Source organism: Pseudomonas sp. B14(2017) (genome assembly GCF_002113255.1).
In the GTDB taxonomy this organism is placed as follows: domain Bacteria; phylum Pseudomonadota; class Gammaproteobacteria; order Pseudomonadales; family Pseudomonadaceae; genus Aquipseudomonas; species Aquipseudomonas putida_Z.
The window spans coordinates 92,842-109,507 of the sequence record NZ_NEJY01000014.1 but is presented as its reverse complement, the minus strand read 5'-3'; the positions used below and the strand labels follow the sequence as shown (position 1 = coordinate 109,507).

At 63.9% G+C, this 16,666-nt stretch carries 13 protein-coding genes; 7 read left to right on the top strand and 6 right to left on the bottom strand.

Going from position 1 to position 16,666, the window contains the following annotated elements; all coding sequences use genetic code 11:
* Positions 1 to 2 precede the first annotated feature (2 nt).
* Complete coding sequence (cysS, locus tag CAG34_RS16130) at positions 3 to 1,385, top strand: cysteine--tRNA ligase (RefSeq protein ID WP_025338944.1); 1,383 nt, start codon at positions 3 to 5, stop codon at positions 1,383 to 1,385.
* A 134-nt stretch (positions 1,386 to 1,519) separates the two neighbouring features.
* On the opposite strand, the gene CAG34_RS16125 is transcribed toward cysS, so the two are convergent.
* From CAG34_RS16125 to csiR, 3 genes are all read right to left on the bottom strand, one after another.
* Positions 1,520 to 2,911 carry a HAMP domain-containing sensor histidine kinase gene (locus CAG34_RS16125; RefSeq protein ID WP_085591211.1) on the bottom strand — a complete coding sequence of 464 codons (1,392 nt, stop codon included), beginning with the start codon at positions 2,909 to 2,911 and terminating at the stop codon, positions 1,520 to 1,522.
* Positions 2,889 to 3,569, bottom strand: a complete 681-nt coding sequence (locus CAG34_RS16120; RefSeq protein WP_025338946.1) for a response regulator transcription factor — start codon at positions 3,567 to 3,569, stop codon at positions 2,889 to 2,891. Before CAG34_RS16120 ends, CAG34_RS16125 begins: the two co-directional genes overlap by 23 nt.
* Before the next feature lie 211 nt (positions 3,570 to 3,780).
* A complete protein-coding gene (gene csiR, locus CAG34_RS16115) occupies positions 3,781 to 4,476 on the bottom strand; it encodes a DNA-binding transcriptional regulator CsiR (protein ID WP_015270630.1) in 696 nt (231 codons plus the stop codon).
* Between the two features lie 195 nt (positions 4,477 to 4,671).
* Here csiR and glaH point away from each other — a divergent pair, with 195 nt between their 5' ends.
* The 6 genes from glaH (at position 4,672) to proP (ending at position 12,400) form a co-directional block, all read left to right on the top strand.
* A complete protein-coding gene (gene glaH, locus CAG34_RS16110; RefSeq protein WP_085591209.1) occupies positions 4,672 to 5,649 on the top strand; it encodes a glutarate dioxygenase GlaH in 978 nt (325 codons plus the stop codon).
* 114 nt (positions 5,650 to 5,763) lie between these two features.
* Positions 5,764 to 7,014 (top strand): L-2-hydroxyglutarate oxidase, encoded by a 1,251-nt coding sequence (lhgO, locus tag CAG34_RS16105; RefSeq protein ID WP_085591206.1) that lies wholly within the window; start codon positions 5,764 to 5,766, stop codon positions 7,012 to 7,014.
* A 151-nt stretch (positions 7,015 to 7,165) separates the two neighbouring features.
* Positions 7,166 to 8,557: a GABA permease gene (gene gabP, locus CAG34_RS16100; protein WP_085591204.1), complete on the top strand. Its 1,392-nt coding sequence runs from the start codon at positions 7,166 to 7,168 to the stop codon at positions 8,555 to 8,557.
* Positions 8,558 to 8,644: 87 nt separating this feature from the next.
* Complete coding sequence (locus CAG34_RS16095; protein ID WP_025338950.1) at positions 8,645 to 9,538, top strand: PA4780 family RIO1-like protein kinase; 894 nt, start codon at positions 8,645 to 8,647, stop codon at positions 9,536 to 9,538.
* A gap of 225 nt (positions 9,539 to 9,763) precedes the next feature.
* Positions 9,764 to 10,738: a porphobilinogen synthase gene (hemB, locus tag CAG34_RS16090; protein WP_013972900.1), complete on the top strand. Its 975-nt coding sequence runs from the start codon at positions 9,764 to 9,766 to the stop codon at positions 10,736 to 10,738.
* A 159-nt stretch (positions 10,739 to 10,897) separates the two neighbouring features.
* Positions 10,898 to 12,400, top strand: a complete 1,503-nt coding sequence (gene proP / locus CAG34_RS16085) for a glycine betaine/L-proline transporter ProP (RefSeq protein ID WP_085591202.1) — start codon at positions 10,898 to 10,900, stop codon at positions 12,398 to 12,400.
* Here the strand turns inward: proP and CAG34_RS16080 are convergent, their stop codons facing one another.
* The 3 genes from CAG34_RS16080 to treS form a co-directional block, all read right to left on the bottom strand.
* Positions 12,401 to 13,102 carry a YoaK family protein gene (locus tag CAG34_RS16080; protein WP_085591200.1) on the bottom strand — a complete coding sequence of 234 codons (702 nt, stop codon included), beginning with the start codon at positions 13,100 to 13,102 and terminating at the stop codon, positions 12,401 to 12,403.
* Between the two features lie 10 nt (positions 13,103 to 13,112).
* Positions 13,113 to 13,739 carry a riboflavin synthase subunit alpha gene (locus CAG34_RS16075; RefSeq protein ID WP_085591198.1) on the bottom strand — a complete coding sequence of 209 codons (627 nt, stop codon included), beginning with the start codon at positions 13,737 to 13,739 and terminating at the stop codon, positions 13,113 to 13,115.
* Between the two features lie 748 nt (positions 13,740 to 14,487).
* On the bottom strand, positions 14,488 to 16,554 hold the full coding sequence (treS, locus tag CAG34_RS16060) for a maltose alpha-D-glucosyltransferase (protein WP_085591194.1): 2,067 nt from the start codon (positions 16,552 to 16,554) through the stop codon (positions 14,488 to 14,490).
* Positions 16,555 to 16,666 lie beyond the last annotated feature (112 nt).

Below are 16,666 nucleotides of genomic sequence, written 5' to 3'. Positions count from 1 at the left end.
CCGTGCTTACCATCTACAACACGCTGAGCAAAGCGAAGGAAACCTTCAAGCCGCTGGATGGCAACAAGGTGCGCATGTACGTGTGCGGCATGACCGTATACGACTACTGCCACTTGGGCCATGGCCGCAGCATGGTGGCCTTCGACCTGGTCACCCGCTGGCTGCGCAAGAGCGGCTACGAGCTGACCTACGTGCGCAACATCACCGACATCGATGACAAGATCATCAACCGGGCCAACGAGAACGGCGAAAGCTTCGACGCCCTGACCGCCCGCATGATCGACGCGATGCACGAAGACGAGCGCCGCCTGAACATCCTGCCGCCGGACCAGGAGCCGCGTGCCACCGACCATATCGCCGGCATGCACGCGATGATCCAGACCCTGATCGACAAGGGTTATGCCTACGCACCGGGCAATGGCGACGTGTACTACCGCGTCGGCAAGTTCGTCGGTTACGGCAAGCTGTCGCGCAAGAAGATCGAAGACCTGCGCATCGGTGCCCGTATCGAGGTCGACGAAGCCAAGCAGGACCCGCTGGACTTCGTGCTGTGGAAGGGCGTCAAGCCGGGCGAGCCGAGCTGGGAATCGCCATGGGGCCCGGGGCGTCCGGGCTGGCACATCGAGTGCTCGGTGATGTCCACCTGCTGCCTGGGTGAAAGCTTCGACATCCACGGTGGCGGCAGCGACCTGGAGTTCCCGCACCACGAGAACGAGATTGCCCAGAGCGAGGCGGCCACCGGCAAGCAGTACGCCAACGCCTGGATGCACTGCGGCATGATCCGGATCAATGGCGAGAAGATGTCCAAGTCGTTGAACAACTTCTTCACCATCCGTGACGTGCTCGAGAAGTACCACCCTGAAGTGGTGCGCTACCTGCTGGTGGCCAGCCACTACCGCAGCGCGATCAACTACTCGGAAGACAGCCTGCGCGATGCCAAGGGCGCACTGGAGCGCTTCTACCACGCCTTGCGCGGCTTGCCACGGGTGGCGGCCAAGGGTGGCGAAGAGTTTGTCGAGCGCTTCAGCGTGGCCATGAACGACGACTTCGGCACCCCCGAAGCCTGCGCCGTGCTGTTCGACCTGGTGCGCGAGATCAACCGCCTGCGCGACAGCGACCTTGAGGCCGCTGCCGGCCTGGCCGGTCGCCTGCGCGAGCTGGGTGATGTGCTGGGTGTGCTGCAGCTGGAAGCCGATGACTTCCTGCGTGCCGGTGCCGAAGGCAAGGTGGATGCCGCTGAGGTCGAGGGCTTGATCCAGGCGCGCCTGCAGGCGCGTGCGGACAAGAACTGGGCCGAGTCCGACCGCATTCGCGACCAGCTGACCGCCATGGGTGTGGTGCTGGAAGACAGCAAGGGTGGGACTACCTGGCGTCTGGCTGACTGATCGATGTCATCGGGGCTGCTGCGCAGCCCATCGCCGGCAAGCCAGCTCCCACAGGAACCGCGCAATACTGAAGAACTGCGCACTCCCTGTGGGAGCTGGCTTGCCGGCGATGGGCCGCATAGCGGCCCCAGCTTCTATTTGGCTAGCCCGGCGAGCGGGCAGTGCAGTACCAGCCTCGCCCCACCCAGCTCGCTTTCCCCCACCTCCAGCCCGAACCCATGCAGGTCGACGATCGCCGCAACGATCGACAACCCCAGCCCGAACCCCGCATGGCGGTGGCCTTCATCGCTACGGTAGAAGCGCTTCAGCACTGCCGCCCGTTCCTCTTCCGGAATACCCGGCCCGCTGTCCTCGATGGCCAGGCGCAGGCCCTTGTCGTCCTGGGTCGCAGTAATCCGCACCAGCCCACCCTCGGGCGTGAACTTGATGCCGTTGCCCACCAGGTTGGCCAGTGCCTCGAACAGCAGTTCGCGGTCACCGTGCAATGCCGGCAGTTCGGCTGGCTGCTGCAGTTCCAGGCGGATGCCGACGTCTTCGGCCAGCGGCAGGTAGAAGTCGTGCAACTCCACCAGCAGTTCGTGCGGGTCAAGCTGGACGAAACCGGCCCGCCGCTGGCGGTCTTCCAGTTCGCTGATGCGCAACAAACCGCGAAAACGCGCCATCAGGGTGTCGGTTTCGCCGATGGCCTGGTCCAGTGCCTCGGCCTGGGTGGAGTCGACGTCACTTTGCTGGCGAATGCGGTACAGCTGGGCGCGCAGGCGCGTGAGCGGGGTGCGCAGGTCGTGGGCGATGTTGTCGCACACGCCCTTGACCTCGTGCATCAGCCGCTCGATGCGGTCGAGCATGGCGTTGACGATGGCCGCCAGCATGTCCAGCTCGTCACGCCGGGCCGACAGCGGCAGGCGGTGGGTAAGGTCACCGGCGACGATCAGTTCGGCCTGGGCCTGGATCGCGCGAATGCGCTTGAGCGGGCGGCGCCTGAGCAGGTACCAGCCGGCAAAGCCCGGGATCAGGGTCAGCGAGATCCCCCAGAGCAGGGCATGCAGGATGATCCGGGTGACCACGAACAGCGAGCCGTTGTCGCGCACCAGCACCAGCCAGCGGCCATCCTGCACCTTGATCGCCACCGCGTCGCAGCTGTCACGCGGCATGTGTGGGTCGTCGGCGTCCAGGCAGCGCTTGAGTTCGTGAACCTTGCCGTCCAGCCCCAGCTCTGGCGGGATGGCGCGAATGCGCCCGCCGATCGGGTTGAGCTGGTTGTCGAACAGGCCGTAGGCGTCGAAGCTGCGCTCTTCGAAGGCCTGGCTGGCGACCAGGGCGTCGTCCAGCTGTTTGCCGCTCATGTGCGCGAACAGGTGCTGGCGCTGCAGCATCGAATGGCGGGTGAGTTTGTTCAGGTAGCTGGACACCTCGAAGTACAGCACCCCCATGAGGATGCTGCTCCAGGCCACGAACAGAAAGCTGTACAGCGCCAGCAGACGGCTGGTCGAGGAGCTCCAGCCCTTAGACGGGTTCAGCAATGGCATAGCCGGAGCCCCGTACCGTACGGATCAGCGGCGATTGGCCGGGTGAGTCGATTTTCTTGCGCAGGCGGCCGATGTGCACATCGATCAAGTTGGTGCCCGGGTCGAAGTGGTAGCCCCAGACTTCCTCGAAAATCATCATCCGCGTGATCACCTGGCCGCTATGGCGCATCAGGTACTCCAGCAGCTTGTACTCGGTGGGCAGCAGGTTGAGGGTCTGTTCGCCACGGCGGGCTTCGTGGCTGATCAGGTCCAGTTGCAGGTCGGCGACCTGCAGGCGGGTCTGGGTCATGGGCACGCTGTTGCGGCGCAGCAGCACTTCGACCCGCGCGGCCATCTCGTCGGAGGCGAACGGTTTGGTCAGGTAGTCGTCACCCCCGGCACGCAGGCCGCGTACCCGCTCGTCGACGTCGGAGAGGGCGCTGATCATCAGGATCGGCGTGGCGATCTTGAGGCTGCGCAGGGTGGTGACGATGGTCAGGCCATCGACCTCGGGCAGCATGCGGTCCAGGGTAATCAGGTCGTAGCCGCCGGCAATGGCCTTGGCCAGGCCTTCACGGCCATTGTCGGCCCAATCCACCTCAAGGCCGTGGCTGGTAAGTTCGGCGACGATTTCCTGGCCGGTGACGGCGTCGTCTTCGATGGTCAGTACGCGAGGCATGCTGGTTCCCGGGCATCTAATGGAGACTTGATTGTGCCAAAGAATAGCCAAACGGCGATTTAAGAAAAATTCATCTGGCGCGTTTTGCCTGCACTGGCCCTATCGCCGGCAAGCCAGCTCCCACAGAGACCCCACAGGCCCCGAAGGCAGCGCAGTACCTGTGGGAGCTGGCTTGCCGGCGATAGGGCCCTGAAAGGTACAAAGCAACCCCCTAGCGTGCGCCGATACCCTCGGCATGCATGATCTGCGCAATGATCGGCACCGGAGTCATCAGGTGCGAACGCATCATGGCGCTTGCGCGCTTGGCGTCCCGGGCCAGAATCACCTCGACCAATGCCGCATGCTCCTGGCGCTTGAGCTCCAGGGCCTGTTCGGAAAACACCGTCTGGGTCAGCCACAGATGCCGGTAGCGCTCGGCCTGATCGAACAGATAGGTGCGCGCCTGCAGCAGGTGCTTGGAGCCGCAGCCCGAGGCAATGGCCGTGTGGAACGCCTTGTGCCGTTCGTCCCATACATCCAGGCGTTGCTCGCGGGTCTTCACTTCCACCACCTTGGCCAGGGTATGCGAATGGGCCAGTACCGACGCCTCCCAGGCGTCGTCGCCACGTTCGATGGCCAGGGTGATGATCATCGCCTCCAGGTTGGCGCGGGCATCGTAGATGTCGTTCATCTCGTCCAGCGACATGGGCGCCACACGGTAGCCCTTCTGGCTGATCGCGTTGACCAGATGCTCGGCCACCAGCTGCGACAGTGCTTCGCGCAGCGGGCCCACGCCCAGGTCGTAGCGTTCCTTCAGGGTGCTCATCAGCAGCTTTTCTCCGGGCTTGAACACGCCGCGGATGATGTCCTTCTTGAGCCTCTCATACCCGCTGAATGCTGAGTTTTGTCGGGGGGCGAGCGCTTCCAAGGTCCTGTTCCTCAAACGGTTTTGTCAATCATACCGAAAGCGTTCGCTGGCGAAAAACAATGGACAAACACGTGTTTTATCTGTGAAAAATAAAAATGTAGACATTTTGCGTTTATGGCGATAATTTTAGCTCGCCCGCACTGATCCAGGTCATGACCGGACGGCGCCACTCACTTTCTCTGCCAGGACACTGCCATGAACGCTTTTACGCAGATCGACGAACTTGTGATGCCACTGCCGCTCGAACCGCGAGGTTTCACCATCGCCCCCTCGAAACAGTCGCCGCGCCTGCTTGAGCTCACCTTTGCCCGCGAAACGGTCGAAGCGTTCGTCCAGGCTGTTGCCCAGTGGCCGGTGCAGGCGCTGGAGTACAAGTCATTCCTGCGCTTCCGGGTTGGCGAGATCCTCGACGAACTGTGCCAGGGCACCCTGCGGCCGGTGCTGCTCAATACCATCCTCAACCGCGCCAGCGGCGGCATGCTGATCACCCCGGTCGGCCTGGATGACGTGAGCCAGGCCGAGGACATGGTCAAGTTCACCACCGCCTGCGCACACCTGATCGGCCGCTCCAACTACGACGCCATGAGCGGCCAGTTCTATGCCCGCTTCGTGGTGGTCAACACCGACAACTCCGACAGCTACCTGCGCCAGCCGCACCGGGTCATGGAGCTGCACAACGACGGCACCTTCGTCAACCAGATCACCGACTACGTGCTGATGCTGAAGATCGACGAAAAGAACATGGAAGGCGGCAACTCGCTGCTGCTGCACCTGGACGACTGGGAACAGTGCGACGAATTCTTCCGCCACCCGCTGGCCCGTCGCCAAATGCGCTGGACCGCACCGCCGAGCAAGAAGGTGTCCGAAGATGTGTTCCACTCGGTATTCGACACCGATGCCGAAGGCCGCCCGACCATGCGCTACATCGACCAGTTCGTGCAGCCGGAAAACTACGAGGAGGGCATCTGGCTGAACGCCCTGTCCGAATCGCTGGAAGGCAGCGAGAAGAAGCTTTCGGTACCGGTTGGCGTGGGTAGCTTCCTGCTGATCAACAACCTGTTCTGGCTGCATGGCCGCGACCGCTTCACGCCGCACGAAGGCCTGCGCCGCGAACTGATGCGCCAGCGCGGCTACGTGGCCTTCCCCAAACCGCTGTACCAGCGCGGGCAATAATGACAGGGCGCGGGGCGGGCGCCCGCCCACGCGTCTTTGCACAAAACGATGCCACCAGGGCCCGCGCGGGCCTTGGTGAGCCAGTCAGGCAATGCCTGCGTGTGAGGTAAGGCTGTGTACGATTTCATCATCATTGGCGGTGGCATTGTGGGCATGTCCACGGCCATGCACCTGATCAAGGTCTACCCGGATGCGAAGATTCTCCTGCTGGAGAAAGAGTCCGGCCCGGCCCGCCACCAGACCGGCCACAACAGCGGCGTGATCCACGCCGGCGTGTATTACACCCCCGGCAGCCTCAAGGCGCGCTTCTGCCTGGAAGGCAACAAGGCCACCAAGGCCTTCTGCACCCAGCACGGTATCCGCTTCGATGAGTGCGGCAAGCTGCTGGTGGCCACCAACGACCTGGAAATGCAGCGCATGAAGGCGCTGTGGGAGCGCACCGCGGCCAATGGCCTGGAGCGCTACTGGCTGTCGGCGGCCGAACTGCGCGAGCGCGAGCCCAATATCGTTGGCATGGGCGGCATCTTCGTGCCCTCCAGTGGCATCGTCAATTACGCCGAAGTGACTGCTGCCATGGGCGCCGAGTTCCAGCGCGCCGGCGGTGAAATCCGCTATGGCGCCGAGGTGGTCGGCCTGCAGGAGCTGGCCAGCGAAGTGGTCGTGCGCACGCAGGGTGACGAATTGCGCAGCCGTTTCCTGGTGACTTGCTCGGGCCTGATGGCCGACCGCGTGGTGAGCATGCTGGGCCTGCGTACCGAATTCGTCATTTGCCCGTTCCGTGGCGAGTACTACCTGCTGCCCAAGCAGCACAACCAGATCGTCAACCACCTGATCTACCCGATTCCCGACCCGACCATGCCGTTCCTGGGCGTGCACCTGACACGCATGATCGACGGCACCGTCACCGTTGGCCCCAACGCCGTGCTGGCGATGAAGCGCGAGGGCTACCGCAAGCGCGATATCAGCCCCGGCGACCTGTTCCAGACCTTGACCACCCCCGGCATCCTCAAGGTGCTGGCGAAGAACTTCCGCCCTGGCCTGATCGAGATGAAGAACTCGCTGTTCAAGGGTGGCTACCTCAAGCAGGTCCAGAAGTACTGCCCGAGCATCACCAAGGCCGACCTCACGCCTTACCCGGCCGGCGTGCGAGCCCAGGCCGTGTCGCGTGACGGCAAGCTGATCGACGACTTCCTTTTCGTCAACACCGCTCGCAGCGTCAACGTGTGCAATGCACCGTCGCCGGCCGCCACCTCCGCCATCCCGATCGGCGCCTACATCGTCGACAAGGTATGCGAGCAGGTCGGCCGCCAGGGCGGCAGTTTCCCCAAGGCCGACCTGGCGCCCCGTCAGCGGGCTGCCGGCTGACCTACCCGTAATACGTTCTGCGGTTTCGTTTTACTCAACCCGTACTGCCCTACTCACCACCTGGGGCAGGGCGGGCTTTTTCGCGCCTGCGTCGGTGACGTGCAAGCCGGCGGCCCCTGCGTGGGCATGACAAAAACAACAAGGTAGCGCCATGCAAACCCACAAGAACAATTTGAGTCATGGATTGAAATCCCGGCATGTCACCATGCTGTCCATTGCCGGCGTGATCGGTGCCGGCCTGTTCGTCGGCTCTGGCCGTGCGATTGCCGAAGCAGGGCCAGCCACCATCCTGGCCTATATCCTGGCCGGCGCGCTGGTGGTGCTGGTGATGCGCATGCTGGCCGAAATGGCCGTTGCCTCGCCGGACACCGGTTCGTTCTCTACCTATGCCGACCTCGCCATCGGCAAGTGGGCCGGCTACACCATCGGCTGGCTGTACTGGTGGTTCTGGGTACTGATCATCCCCATCGAGGCCAATATCGCCGCCACCATCATCAATTCCTGGGTCCCGCAGCTGGAGATCTGGGTCTTGTCGTTGGTGATTACTCTATTGCTGACTGCCACCAACCTGTTCAGCGTGAAGAACTACGGTGAGTTCGAGTTCTGGCTGGCGTTGGTGAAGGTGGTGGCCATCGTCAGTTTCATCGCGCTGGGGGTGTGCGCCATCTTCGGCCTGCTGCCAGGCTCAGGTGTCAGCGGCGTGTCGCGTCTGTGGGATAGCGGTGGCTTCATGCCCAACGGTTTTGGTGCGGTGCTCAGCGCCATGCTGATTACCATGTTCTCGTTCCTCGGTGCCGAGGTGGTGACCATCGCCGCGGCCGAATCCGACGAAGCGGGCAAGCATATTTCCAAGGCCACCAACTCGGTGATCTGGCGAATCACCCTGTTCTATATCCTGTCGATCTTCATCGTCATCGCGCTGGTGCCGTGGACCGACCCGCGCCTGGCCAGCGAAGGTTCCTATGTCACTGTGCTGGACACCCTGGGCGTGCCGAATGCCAAGGCCATCATCGACTTCGTGGTGCTTACGTCGGTGACCAGCTGCCTCAACTCGTCGCTGTATACCGCGTCGCGCATGGTCTACTCGCTGAGCCGCCGCGGTGATGCGCCGGCCTGTGCCCAGGTGACCAGCCGCAGCGGCACCCCCGTGGTAGCTGTGCTGCTGTCCACTGGCGCAGCTTTCCTGGCAGTGATTGCCAACTACCTGGTACCGGCCAAGGTGTTCGGCTTCCTCATGGCAAGCTCCGGCGCCATTGCCTTGCTGGTGTACCTGGTGATCGCCGTTTCCCAGTTGCGCCTGCGCCAGCGTCTGACCGCACAGGGCAAGACACTGGGCTACCGCATGTGGCTGTTCCCGTGGCTGACGTGGGGCGTGATCCTGTTCATCAGTGGCGTGCTGGTGCTGATGCTGTTCCGCCCGGACCACCGCCTGGAAGTGGTATCGACCATGGTGCTGGCGGTGCTGGTGGTGTGTTCGGGCCTTCTGGTCACACGGCGCCGGGCGCGCGAGGTGGTGGTTGGCCGCGTAGGGCAGGGCGCCTGAGCCGTTCGGCCTGAAGACAGACGAGCAAGTCGCATCAGGCTGTGAGAGGATGTCCGTCATCACAGCCAGGACCCCGAACGCAGCCTGATGAAGACACCCAAAAGAATCGAACCCCTGATCGAAGACGGCCTGGTCGACGAAGTACTGCGGCCGTTGATGAGTGGCAAGGAAGCCGCCGTGTATGTGGTGCGCTGTGGCAGCCAGGTGCGCTGCGCCAAGGTTTATAAAGAAGCCAACAAGCGCAGTTTCCGCCAGGCTGCCGAGTACCAGGAGGGCCGCAAGGTTCGCAACAGCCGTCAGGCCCGGGCGATGGCCAAGGGCAGCAAGTACGGCCGCAAGGAAGCCGAAGACGCCTGGCAGAACGCCGAAGTGGCGGCGCTGTTCCGCCTGGCCGGCGCTGGCGTGAGGGTTCCCAAGCCCTACGATTTCCAGGACGGCGTGCTGTTGATGGAGCTGGTGACCGATGCCGACGGTGACGCGGCCCCGCGCCTGAACGACGTGCACCTCGAGGCCGAGGATGCCCGGGCGTTCCATGCCTTCGTCATTCGCCAGATCGTGCTGATGCTGTGTGCCGGGCTGGTGCATGGCGACCTGTCGGAGTTCAACGTGCTGCTTGGCCCGGACGGGCCGGTGATCATCGACCTGCCACAGGCGGTGGATGCAGCGGCCAACAACCATGCCTTCAGCATGCTGCAGCGCGATGTGGCCAACATGGCCCATTATTTCGGGCGCTTTGCACCGGAGCTGAAAAGCACCCGGTATGCGCAGGAAATGTGGGCCTTGTACGAGGCGGGCGAACTGCGCCCGGACAGCCCGCTGACGGGGCTGTTCGAGGATGACGAGCATGCGGCTGACGTGGCCGGGGTGATGCGCGAGATCGATGCGGCCCGGCTGGATGATGCGCGCCGGCGCGCCGCGCGGGCCGAGGCTGAGCATGGGGCGGCCAGGGCAGAGGAGCCTGCGCCGCCCTGGCTGCAGTGATGTGTTGCCTGTGCCGGCCTCTTCGCGGGCACGCCCGCTCCCCCAGGGACCGCACAATACTTGAGGGCTGCGCTGTACTTGTGGGAGCGGGCATGCCCGCGAAGAGGCCAGCACAGGAAAAATGCAGCCATTGCCTTTGACGCAAGACAATATCTCGTCATCTGGCCTTTTCACTGGCGCGCGACAGGCATAAGGTATACGCCGTTCAAATTCCCTGGAGCTGTCATGTCCAACCAATTCCCGTCCGTTCGTCCACGCCGCCTGCGCCAGAACGAGTCCCTGCGCACGATCTTCCAGGAAACCGAGTTCCGCCTTGAAGACCTGATCCTGCCGATCTTCGTCGAAGAGGGCATCGATGACTTCGTGCCGATCACCAGCATGCCGGGCGTCAACCGCATCCCCGAGAAGCTGCTGGCCCAGGAAATCGAGCGCTATGCCCGCGCCGGTATCAAGTCGGTGATGACCTTTGGCGTTTCGCACAACCTGGACGCCGTCGGCAGCGACACCTGGAACGAAAACGGCCTGGTCGCGCGCATGTCGCGCATCTGCAAGGACACCGTGCCGGAAATGGTGGTGATGTCCGACACCTGCTTCTGCGAATACACCAGCCACGGCCACTGCGGCGTGCTGCACGACCACGGCGTGGACAACGACGCCACCCTGGCCAACCTGGGCAAGCAGGCGGTCATCGCCGCTGCTGCCGGTGCCGACTTCATTGCCCCGTCGGCGGCGATGGACGGCCAGGTCCAGGCCATCCGCAGCGCGCTGGATGGTGCCGGCTTCCACGACACCGCGATCATGGCCTATTCCACCAAGTTCGCCTCGTCGCTGTATGGCCCGTTCCGTGAAGCCGGTGGTACCGCGCTGAAGGGCGACCGCAAGAGCTACCAGATGAACCCGATGAACCGCCGCGAAGCCGTGCGTGAGTCGCTGCTCGACGAGCAGGAAGGGGCGGATGTGCTGATGGTCAAGCCGGCCGGTGCCTACCTCGACGTGATCGCCGATATCCGTGCCGCCTCGCGCCTGCCGCTGGCGGCGTACCAGGTGAGCGGCGAGTACGCGATGATCAAGTTCGGCGGCCTGGCTGGCGCCATCGACGAAGGCCGGGTGGTGCGTGAAAGCATTGGCGCGATCAAGCGTGCCGGTGCCGACCTGATCCTCACCTACTTCGCCATGGACCTGGCCCGCGAAGGCATCTGACCGCGAGCCGTTGCCCATGCAAGCCGCTGCCATCGCAGCGGCTTTTCTTTGCCTGCGCCGCAACCGGTGAGGAAAAGCACAAAAAAACCGTAAGCGCTGAATTATTTAGTGTCCCGTTGTATCTCATCCCTTAGAGCATTCATCGACAGGGATACGGACATGAAACCTCGCAAGAAAAGCCTCCAGCCAATCGGCCTGAAGGACATCACCATTGTCGACGACGCCAAGATGCGCAAGGCAATCACCGCGGCAGCCCTGGGCAATGCCATGGAGTGGTTCGACTTCGGCGTCTACGGCTTCGTCGCCTACGCCCTGGGCAAGGTTTTCTTCCCCAATGCCGACCCGAGCGTGCAGATGATCGCGGCGTTGGCCACGTTCTCGGTGCCGTTTCTGATCAGGCCTCTGGGCGGGCTGTTCTTCGGTGCCTTGGGTGACCGCTTCGGGCGGCAGAAAATTCTCGCTGCGACCATCGTGATCATGTCGCTCAGCACCTTCGCCATCGGCCTGATACCGTCCTATGCCAGCATCGGTATCTGGGCGCCGATCCTGCTGCTGCTGGCCAAGATGGCCCAGGGCTTCTCGGTGGGGGGCGAGTACACCGGTGCGTCGATCTTCGTCGCCGAATATGCCCCAGACCGAAAACGGGGGTTTCTCGGCAGTTGGCTGGACTTCGGCTCGATTGCCGGGTTCGTGTTGGGTGCCGGTGTGGTGGTGTTGATTTCTACGGTGCTGGGTGAGGACAAGTTCCTCGAATGGGGTTGGCGCCTACCGTTCTTCCTCGCCTTGCCGCTGGGCATCATCGGCCTGTACCTGCGCCATGCGCTTGAGGAGACGCCAGCCTTCCAGCAGCACGTCGACAAGCTGGAAAAAGGCGACCGCGAAGGCCTGGCGACCGGGCCCAAGGTGTCGTTCAGGGAAGTGGCCACCCAACACTGGCGCAGCCTGGTGACCTGCATTGGCGTGGTGATCGCCACCAACGTCACCTACTACATGCTGCTCACGTACATGCCCAGCTACCTGTCGCATAACCTGCACTACAGCGAAGACCATGGTGTGCTGATCATCATCGCGATCATGGTCGGCATGCTGTTCGTGCAGCCGATGATCGGGCTGCTCAGCGACAAGTTCGGCCGTCGACCGTTTATCATCGTCGGCAGCGTCGGCCTGTTTGCGCTGGCCATTCCGGCATTCATGCTCATCAACAGCGGCGTACTGGGGGTGATCTTTGCCGGGCTGCTGATCATTGCCGTGATGCTGAACTTCTTCATCGGCGTGATGGCCTCGACGCTACCGGCAATGTTTCCCACGCACATCCGCTACAGCGCCCTCGCCAGCGCCTTCAACATCTCGGTGCTGATCGCCGGCCTCACCCCGACCATCGCCGCCTGGCTGGTGGAAAGTACTGGCAACCTGTACATGCCGGCCTATTACCTGATGGTGATCGCCGCCGTGGGGCTGGTCACCGGCCTGACCATGAAGGAAACCGCCAACAAACCGCTGCGCGGCGCGGCACCGGCAGCATCGGATATCGAGGAAGCGCGTGAGCTGCTGCAGGAGCACCACGACAACATCGAGCAAAGGATCGAGGACATCGATGCGCAGATTGCCGAACTGGAGGCCAAGCGCAAGTTGCTGGTGCAGCAGCACCCGCGCATCGAGTGATCAGTGTGGCATGTAGCCACGCTGCCACGACCGTGGAATGAACCGCGACACCAGGGCCAGCACGCAGGCCAGCGCACAGCTGCCGGTCAGTGCCTGCAGGCCCAGGTGTTGCTCCAGCCAGGCACCCAGCGCGGCGCCCAGCAGCATGCCGGCCCAAGGCACCAGTTGCACCCGCCAGCCATTGCGCCGCTCGCCCAGCAGCCAGCGCCCCAGCCCACGACCGAAGCGTGACAGGGCGCCGGTGACGTAGGTCAGGCCGATGGGCAGGCCGTTCACCTGTTCGACCACGGCATTGATCATGCCCATGGCCAGTGTGGCAGCGAGCAGCGCTGGAAAGGTGGCTGCCAAGGGCCATGCGGCTGCAAAGCCCAGCAGGGCGGCGACTACCAGCAGCACCGGCCACGCCCGACGGCGGAAAGCGCGCGCCAGCAGCACGCCCAGGGCGTTGCCGACGACGAAGCCCAGCACTGCAGCACTCAGGCGCAGCACCAGGGCCAGGTCCGCATCGCTGATGGCGACGGCCAGGCGCGTGGTGTTGCCACTCATGAACGACACGAAGTCGCCCAGCGCCAGCAGGCCGATGGCATCGGTCATGCCGGCCAGTACGGACAGGCCGGCGACTAGGCCGAGGCCCACGCGACCACGCAGCATCTGCAGGCGCAGCCGCTTGGCTGTGCCCGCGGGGAGGGTGTTGGGCAGCATCCTCGGGAACTCAGCGAGGCATTTCGCGGGCCAGGGTGCTCTTGATGGTGCGCTCCACTACATCGACCAGCACCATTGTCTGGTGGTCCACTTCGATGTTGAGCAGCTCGCCGGCCTTGTAGCTGGGGAAGGTGGTCTGGCGCAGGGTTTCCGGGATCAGGTTGATGGTGATCACATTGTCCTCGACATCGGCTACGGTCAGGCTGCAGCCGTTGACCCCGATGAAGCCGCGCGGGAACACGTACTTGCCCCATTCCGGTGGCATGCGGAACCTGATGAAGGCGCCGGTTTCCTTGATCGACAGCTCGACGATTTCGGCGGTGGTGGCGATGTGGCCGGCCATCAGGTGGCCGCCGACTTCGGCGTTCATCTTCGCCGAGCGTTCGATGTTGACGCCCTGGCCGGCCTTGAAGTTGCGCAGGTTGGTGCGCTCGAGGGTGGCGGTCATGGCGTCGAACCTGACCTGGGTGCCGTGTATTTCGGTGACCGACAGGCAGGTGCCTTCGACACTGACGCTGGCGCCGATCTTCAGCTCGTCGAGCAGTTCGGGGGTGAGGTCGATGGTGAACTGGTTGTGGCCCGGGTAGGTGGTCACATCAAGCAGAGGGCGGACGGCCTGGACGATGCCGGTGTACATGGAGTTGCTCCTGGGCACGGAAAAGAAAACTTCCGAACGCTATGCCCGTGGAGCGGTAAAAGCAAGCCGGCCATTTGTCTGGACACTTGAAACCCACAGGTATGGCGCACTCCTTCAGCTGGTGGGTCCACCCTGTGGGAGCGGGCATGCCCGCGAAGCAGGCGACGCGGTGGATGGCGCCGGCTGCGCCGGTGTTCGCGGGTGAACCCGCTCCCACAGGTATGGCGCATTCCTTCAGTTGGTTGGGGCCCTGTGGGAGCGGGTTTACCCGCGAAGCAAGCGACGCGGTGGATGGCACCGGCTACGCCGGTGTTCGCGGGCGCGCCCGCTCCCACAGGTACGGCGCACTCCTTCAGCTGGTGGGGTCCCTGTGGGAGCGGGTTTACCCGCGAAGCAGGCGGCGCGGTGGATGGCACCGGCTACGCCGGTGTTCGCGGGCGCGCCCGCTCCCACAGGTATGGTGCAGTCCTTCGGCTGACGGGGACCCTGTGGGAGCGGGCATGCCCGCGAAGCAGGCGACGCGGTGGATGGCACCGGCTAGGCCGGTGTTCGCGGGCGCGCCCGCTCCCACAGGTACGGCGCACTCCTTCAGCTGGCGGGGTCCCTGTGGGAGCGGGTTTACCCGCGAAGCAGGCGACGCGGTGGATGGCACCGGCTGCGCCGGTGTTCGCGGGTGAACCCGCTCCCACAGGTATCGCGTGGCTACCGTTCTGAGCTTCACCGGCGAAGGCAATGGGGCAAATACAATTCAGACATGGCCGCTGCTGTTGACGATCCGCAGGCACAGCGCCTCATACGGGTCCAGGTTCACCATCAGGCGCCCATCCTCGGTCAAATCCCCTTCGACCGTTTCATTGATCATGTCCACCACCGGCCCCGGCGTGAACCCGGTCAGTTGCAGCTCCTCGGCAATCACTTCCTGGCCAAAGTTCAGCGCAGTGATCTGGATGCCACGCCCGGCCGGCAGTTCATGCACCATTACCAGCAAGCCTGGGCTGCTGACTTCAGGCACCAGCACCTGGCGGCTGGTGGCGATGCCATAGGCCTGGCGCACCGCCAGCAGCTTCTTCACCTTGCAGGCAAACGAATCGCCATTTTCCAGCTGGCTGTCCAGGCTGCCATACAGCGCTCGGGCACGGGGCATGCCACGCACCGACGTCTGGGCCTGCGGCTCCAGCCCGGCCAGGTCGTAGCCGCCGCGGTGAATCCAGCGGGTATCGCCATCCAGCATCCGCTGCGCGACCGCTTCGGCGGGCAAGGGCAGGGCGCCCACCAGGTCCCAGCCGGACAGCGCCACCACCCCCGGCTGCATGGCGTTGTACATGACCAGCAGCAGGTGCAACTTCTGGATCAGCTCGATTTCTGCAACCCCGATCTGCCCGAGGTCGCGGATGCCCAGTGCGGCAGCGATCAGGCTGGCCGTGGTGCAGGCTATGCCATTGGTGACGAAGCGCAGGTTGTACGGCGCATGCTCGCCCGAGAGCCGTTCGTAGATCTCTTCGCGGATGTGCTCGCGCAGGATGCCGCCGGGCAAGGTCTGGCCTTTGTACAGGTACATGTCATGGGCATGCAGGGTCCAGAAATGCACCAGCTCCACGGTCAGCTCGTCATGGTTCTGCAGGGCATGGATCAGCGAGGCCGGGTCGATGCCGAAGGCATGCATCTCCTTGAGCATCAGGCGCAGGAACTCGGTGTCACCGGTCAGCAGCGCATGCTGGTAGGCCGGCCGGGTAATGAAATCGTAGGACAGGTCGGCACCGCCCCTGGACATCTGCGCGATGTCGTCGAGGGTCAGGTTCAGTTCCTGGAAGCTGAAACCGCCGGCCTTGCGGATCATGCCGCCGATCAGCTGGTTGCCGACGATCGACAGCGGGTGGCTTTCCGACCAGGCAGTGCCGCTGGCGCGGGTCTCCACGCCGAGAAAGCCGTTGGCATCCAGGCGCAGGCCGCGTGCACCCAGGCAGTCCAGGGCGTGCAGGGCATCGCCAATGATCATCTGCTGGGCGGCAAAGGTCGGGTCCAGCCAGTTCAGCGACGGCTGGCCTTCCTTGAAGTAGTGCAGGTACACCCAGCGCCGGGTCTTGCCATCTACACCGGTCACCGGCGGCGTGGCGCTCCAGTCGGTTTCCTTCACACCTGGTTCGAAGAAGATAACCCGTTGCAGCTGGCCGACGATGTAATGGCGGGCCTTGAGCTCGTCGCACTGGGCCGGCAGCAGGTTGACCGCGTCGCGCCCGGCAGGCACTTCGGGCAGCAGCGGCCAGTCTTCCTCGCGGATTTCGACCATGTGGTACAGCCCCGGATAGGGGCCGTGGGCCAGCTCGGCCAGGCGAAAGTCGGCACCCTTGCCCGTATGCGAGGGTATCAGGTCGTCGATGGTCACGGCGTTGTGCGCGGCGGCCATGCGGCTCATCTGGATCAGCTCCTGTTCGCTCCCGTACAGCGGGTCGATGTCGAAACTGATGCGGTCGAAGTTGCCGTCCACGCTGGGGGTGAGTTCACGGCCACGAATGCCGCCGGACAACTTGATCGGGCCGGTGTGCAGGCCCTGGATGCCGATCTCCGACAAGCGCTTCCACAGCGCTTCGTGGGCCAGGGCAGCGAGCACCGAACAGCCTTCGGGGGCGATGATGGCGTCGGGGTAGACGGTCAGCCAGACCGAAGCGATTTCAGTGGCGCGGCGGGGCTGGGCTTCGGCGTAGGGCTGCTGCCACAGGCGGGACTGGCCCGAGTACAGGTGGGTGCGTTGCTGGGAGGCCCTGAGCATGGCGCGGTCTTCGAGCCATTTGACGTATGACGGGTCGGGTTGGGTCATTTCGCGTCCTCTTTGCGTGTCGGCAGCGGCTCAGGTTATGACGGCTGTGGCGGCTGATCGTTCGGCTTGAGTATGGTTTGGCTGCTTCGCGGGCACGCCCGCTCCCACAGGA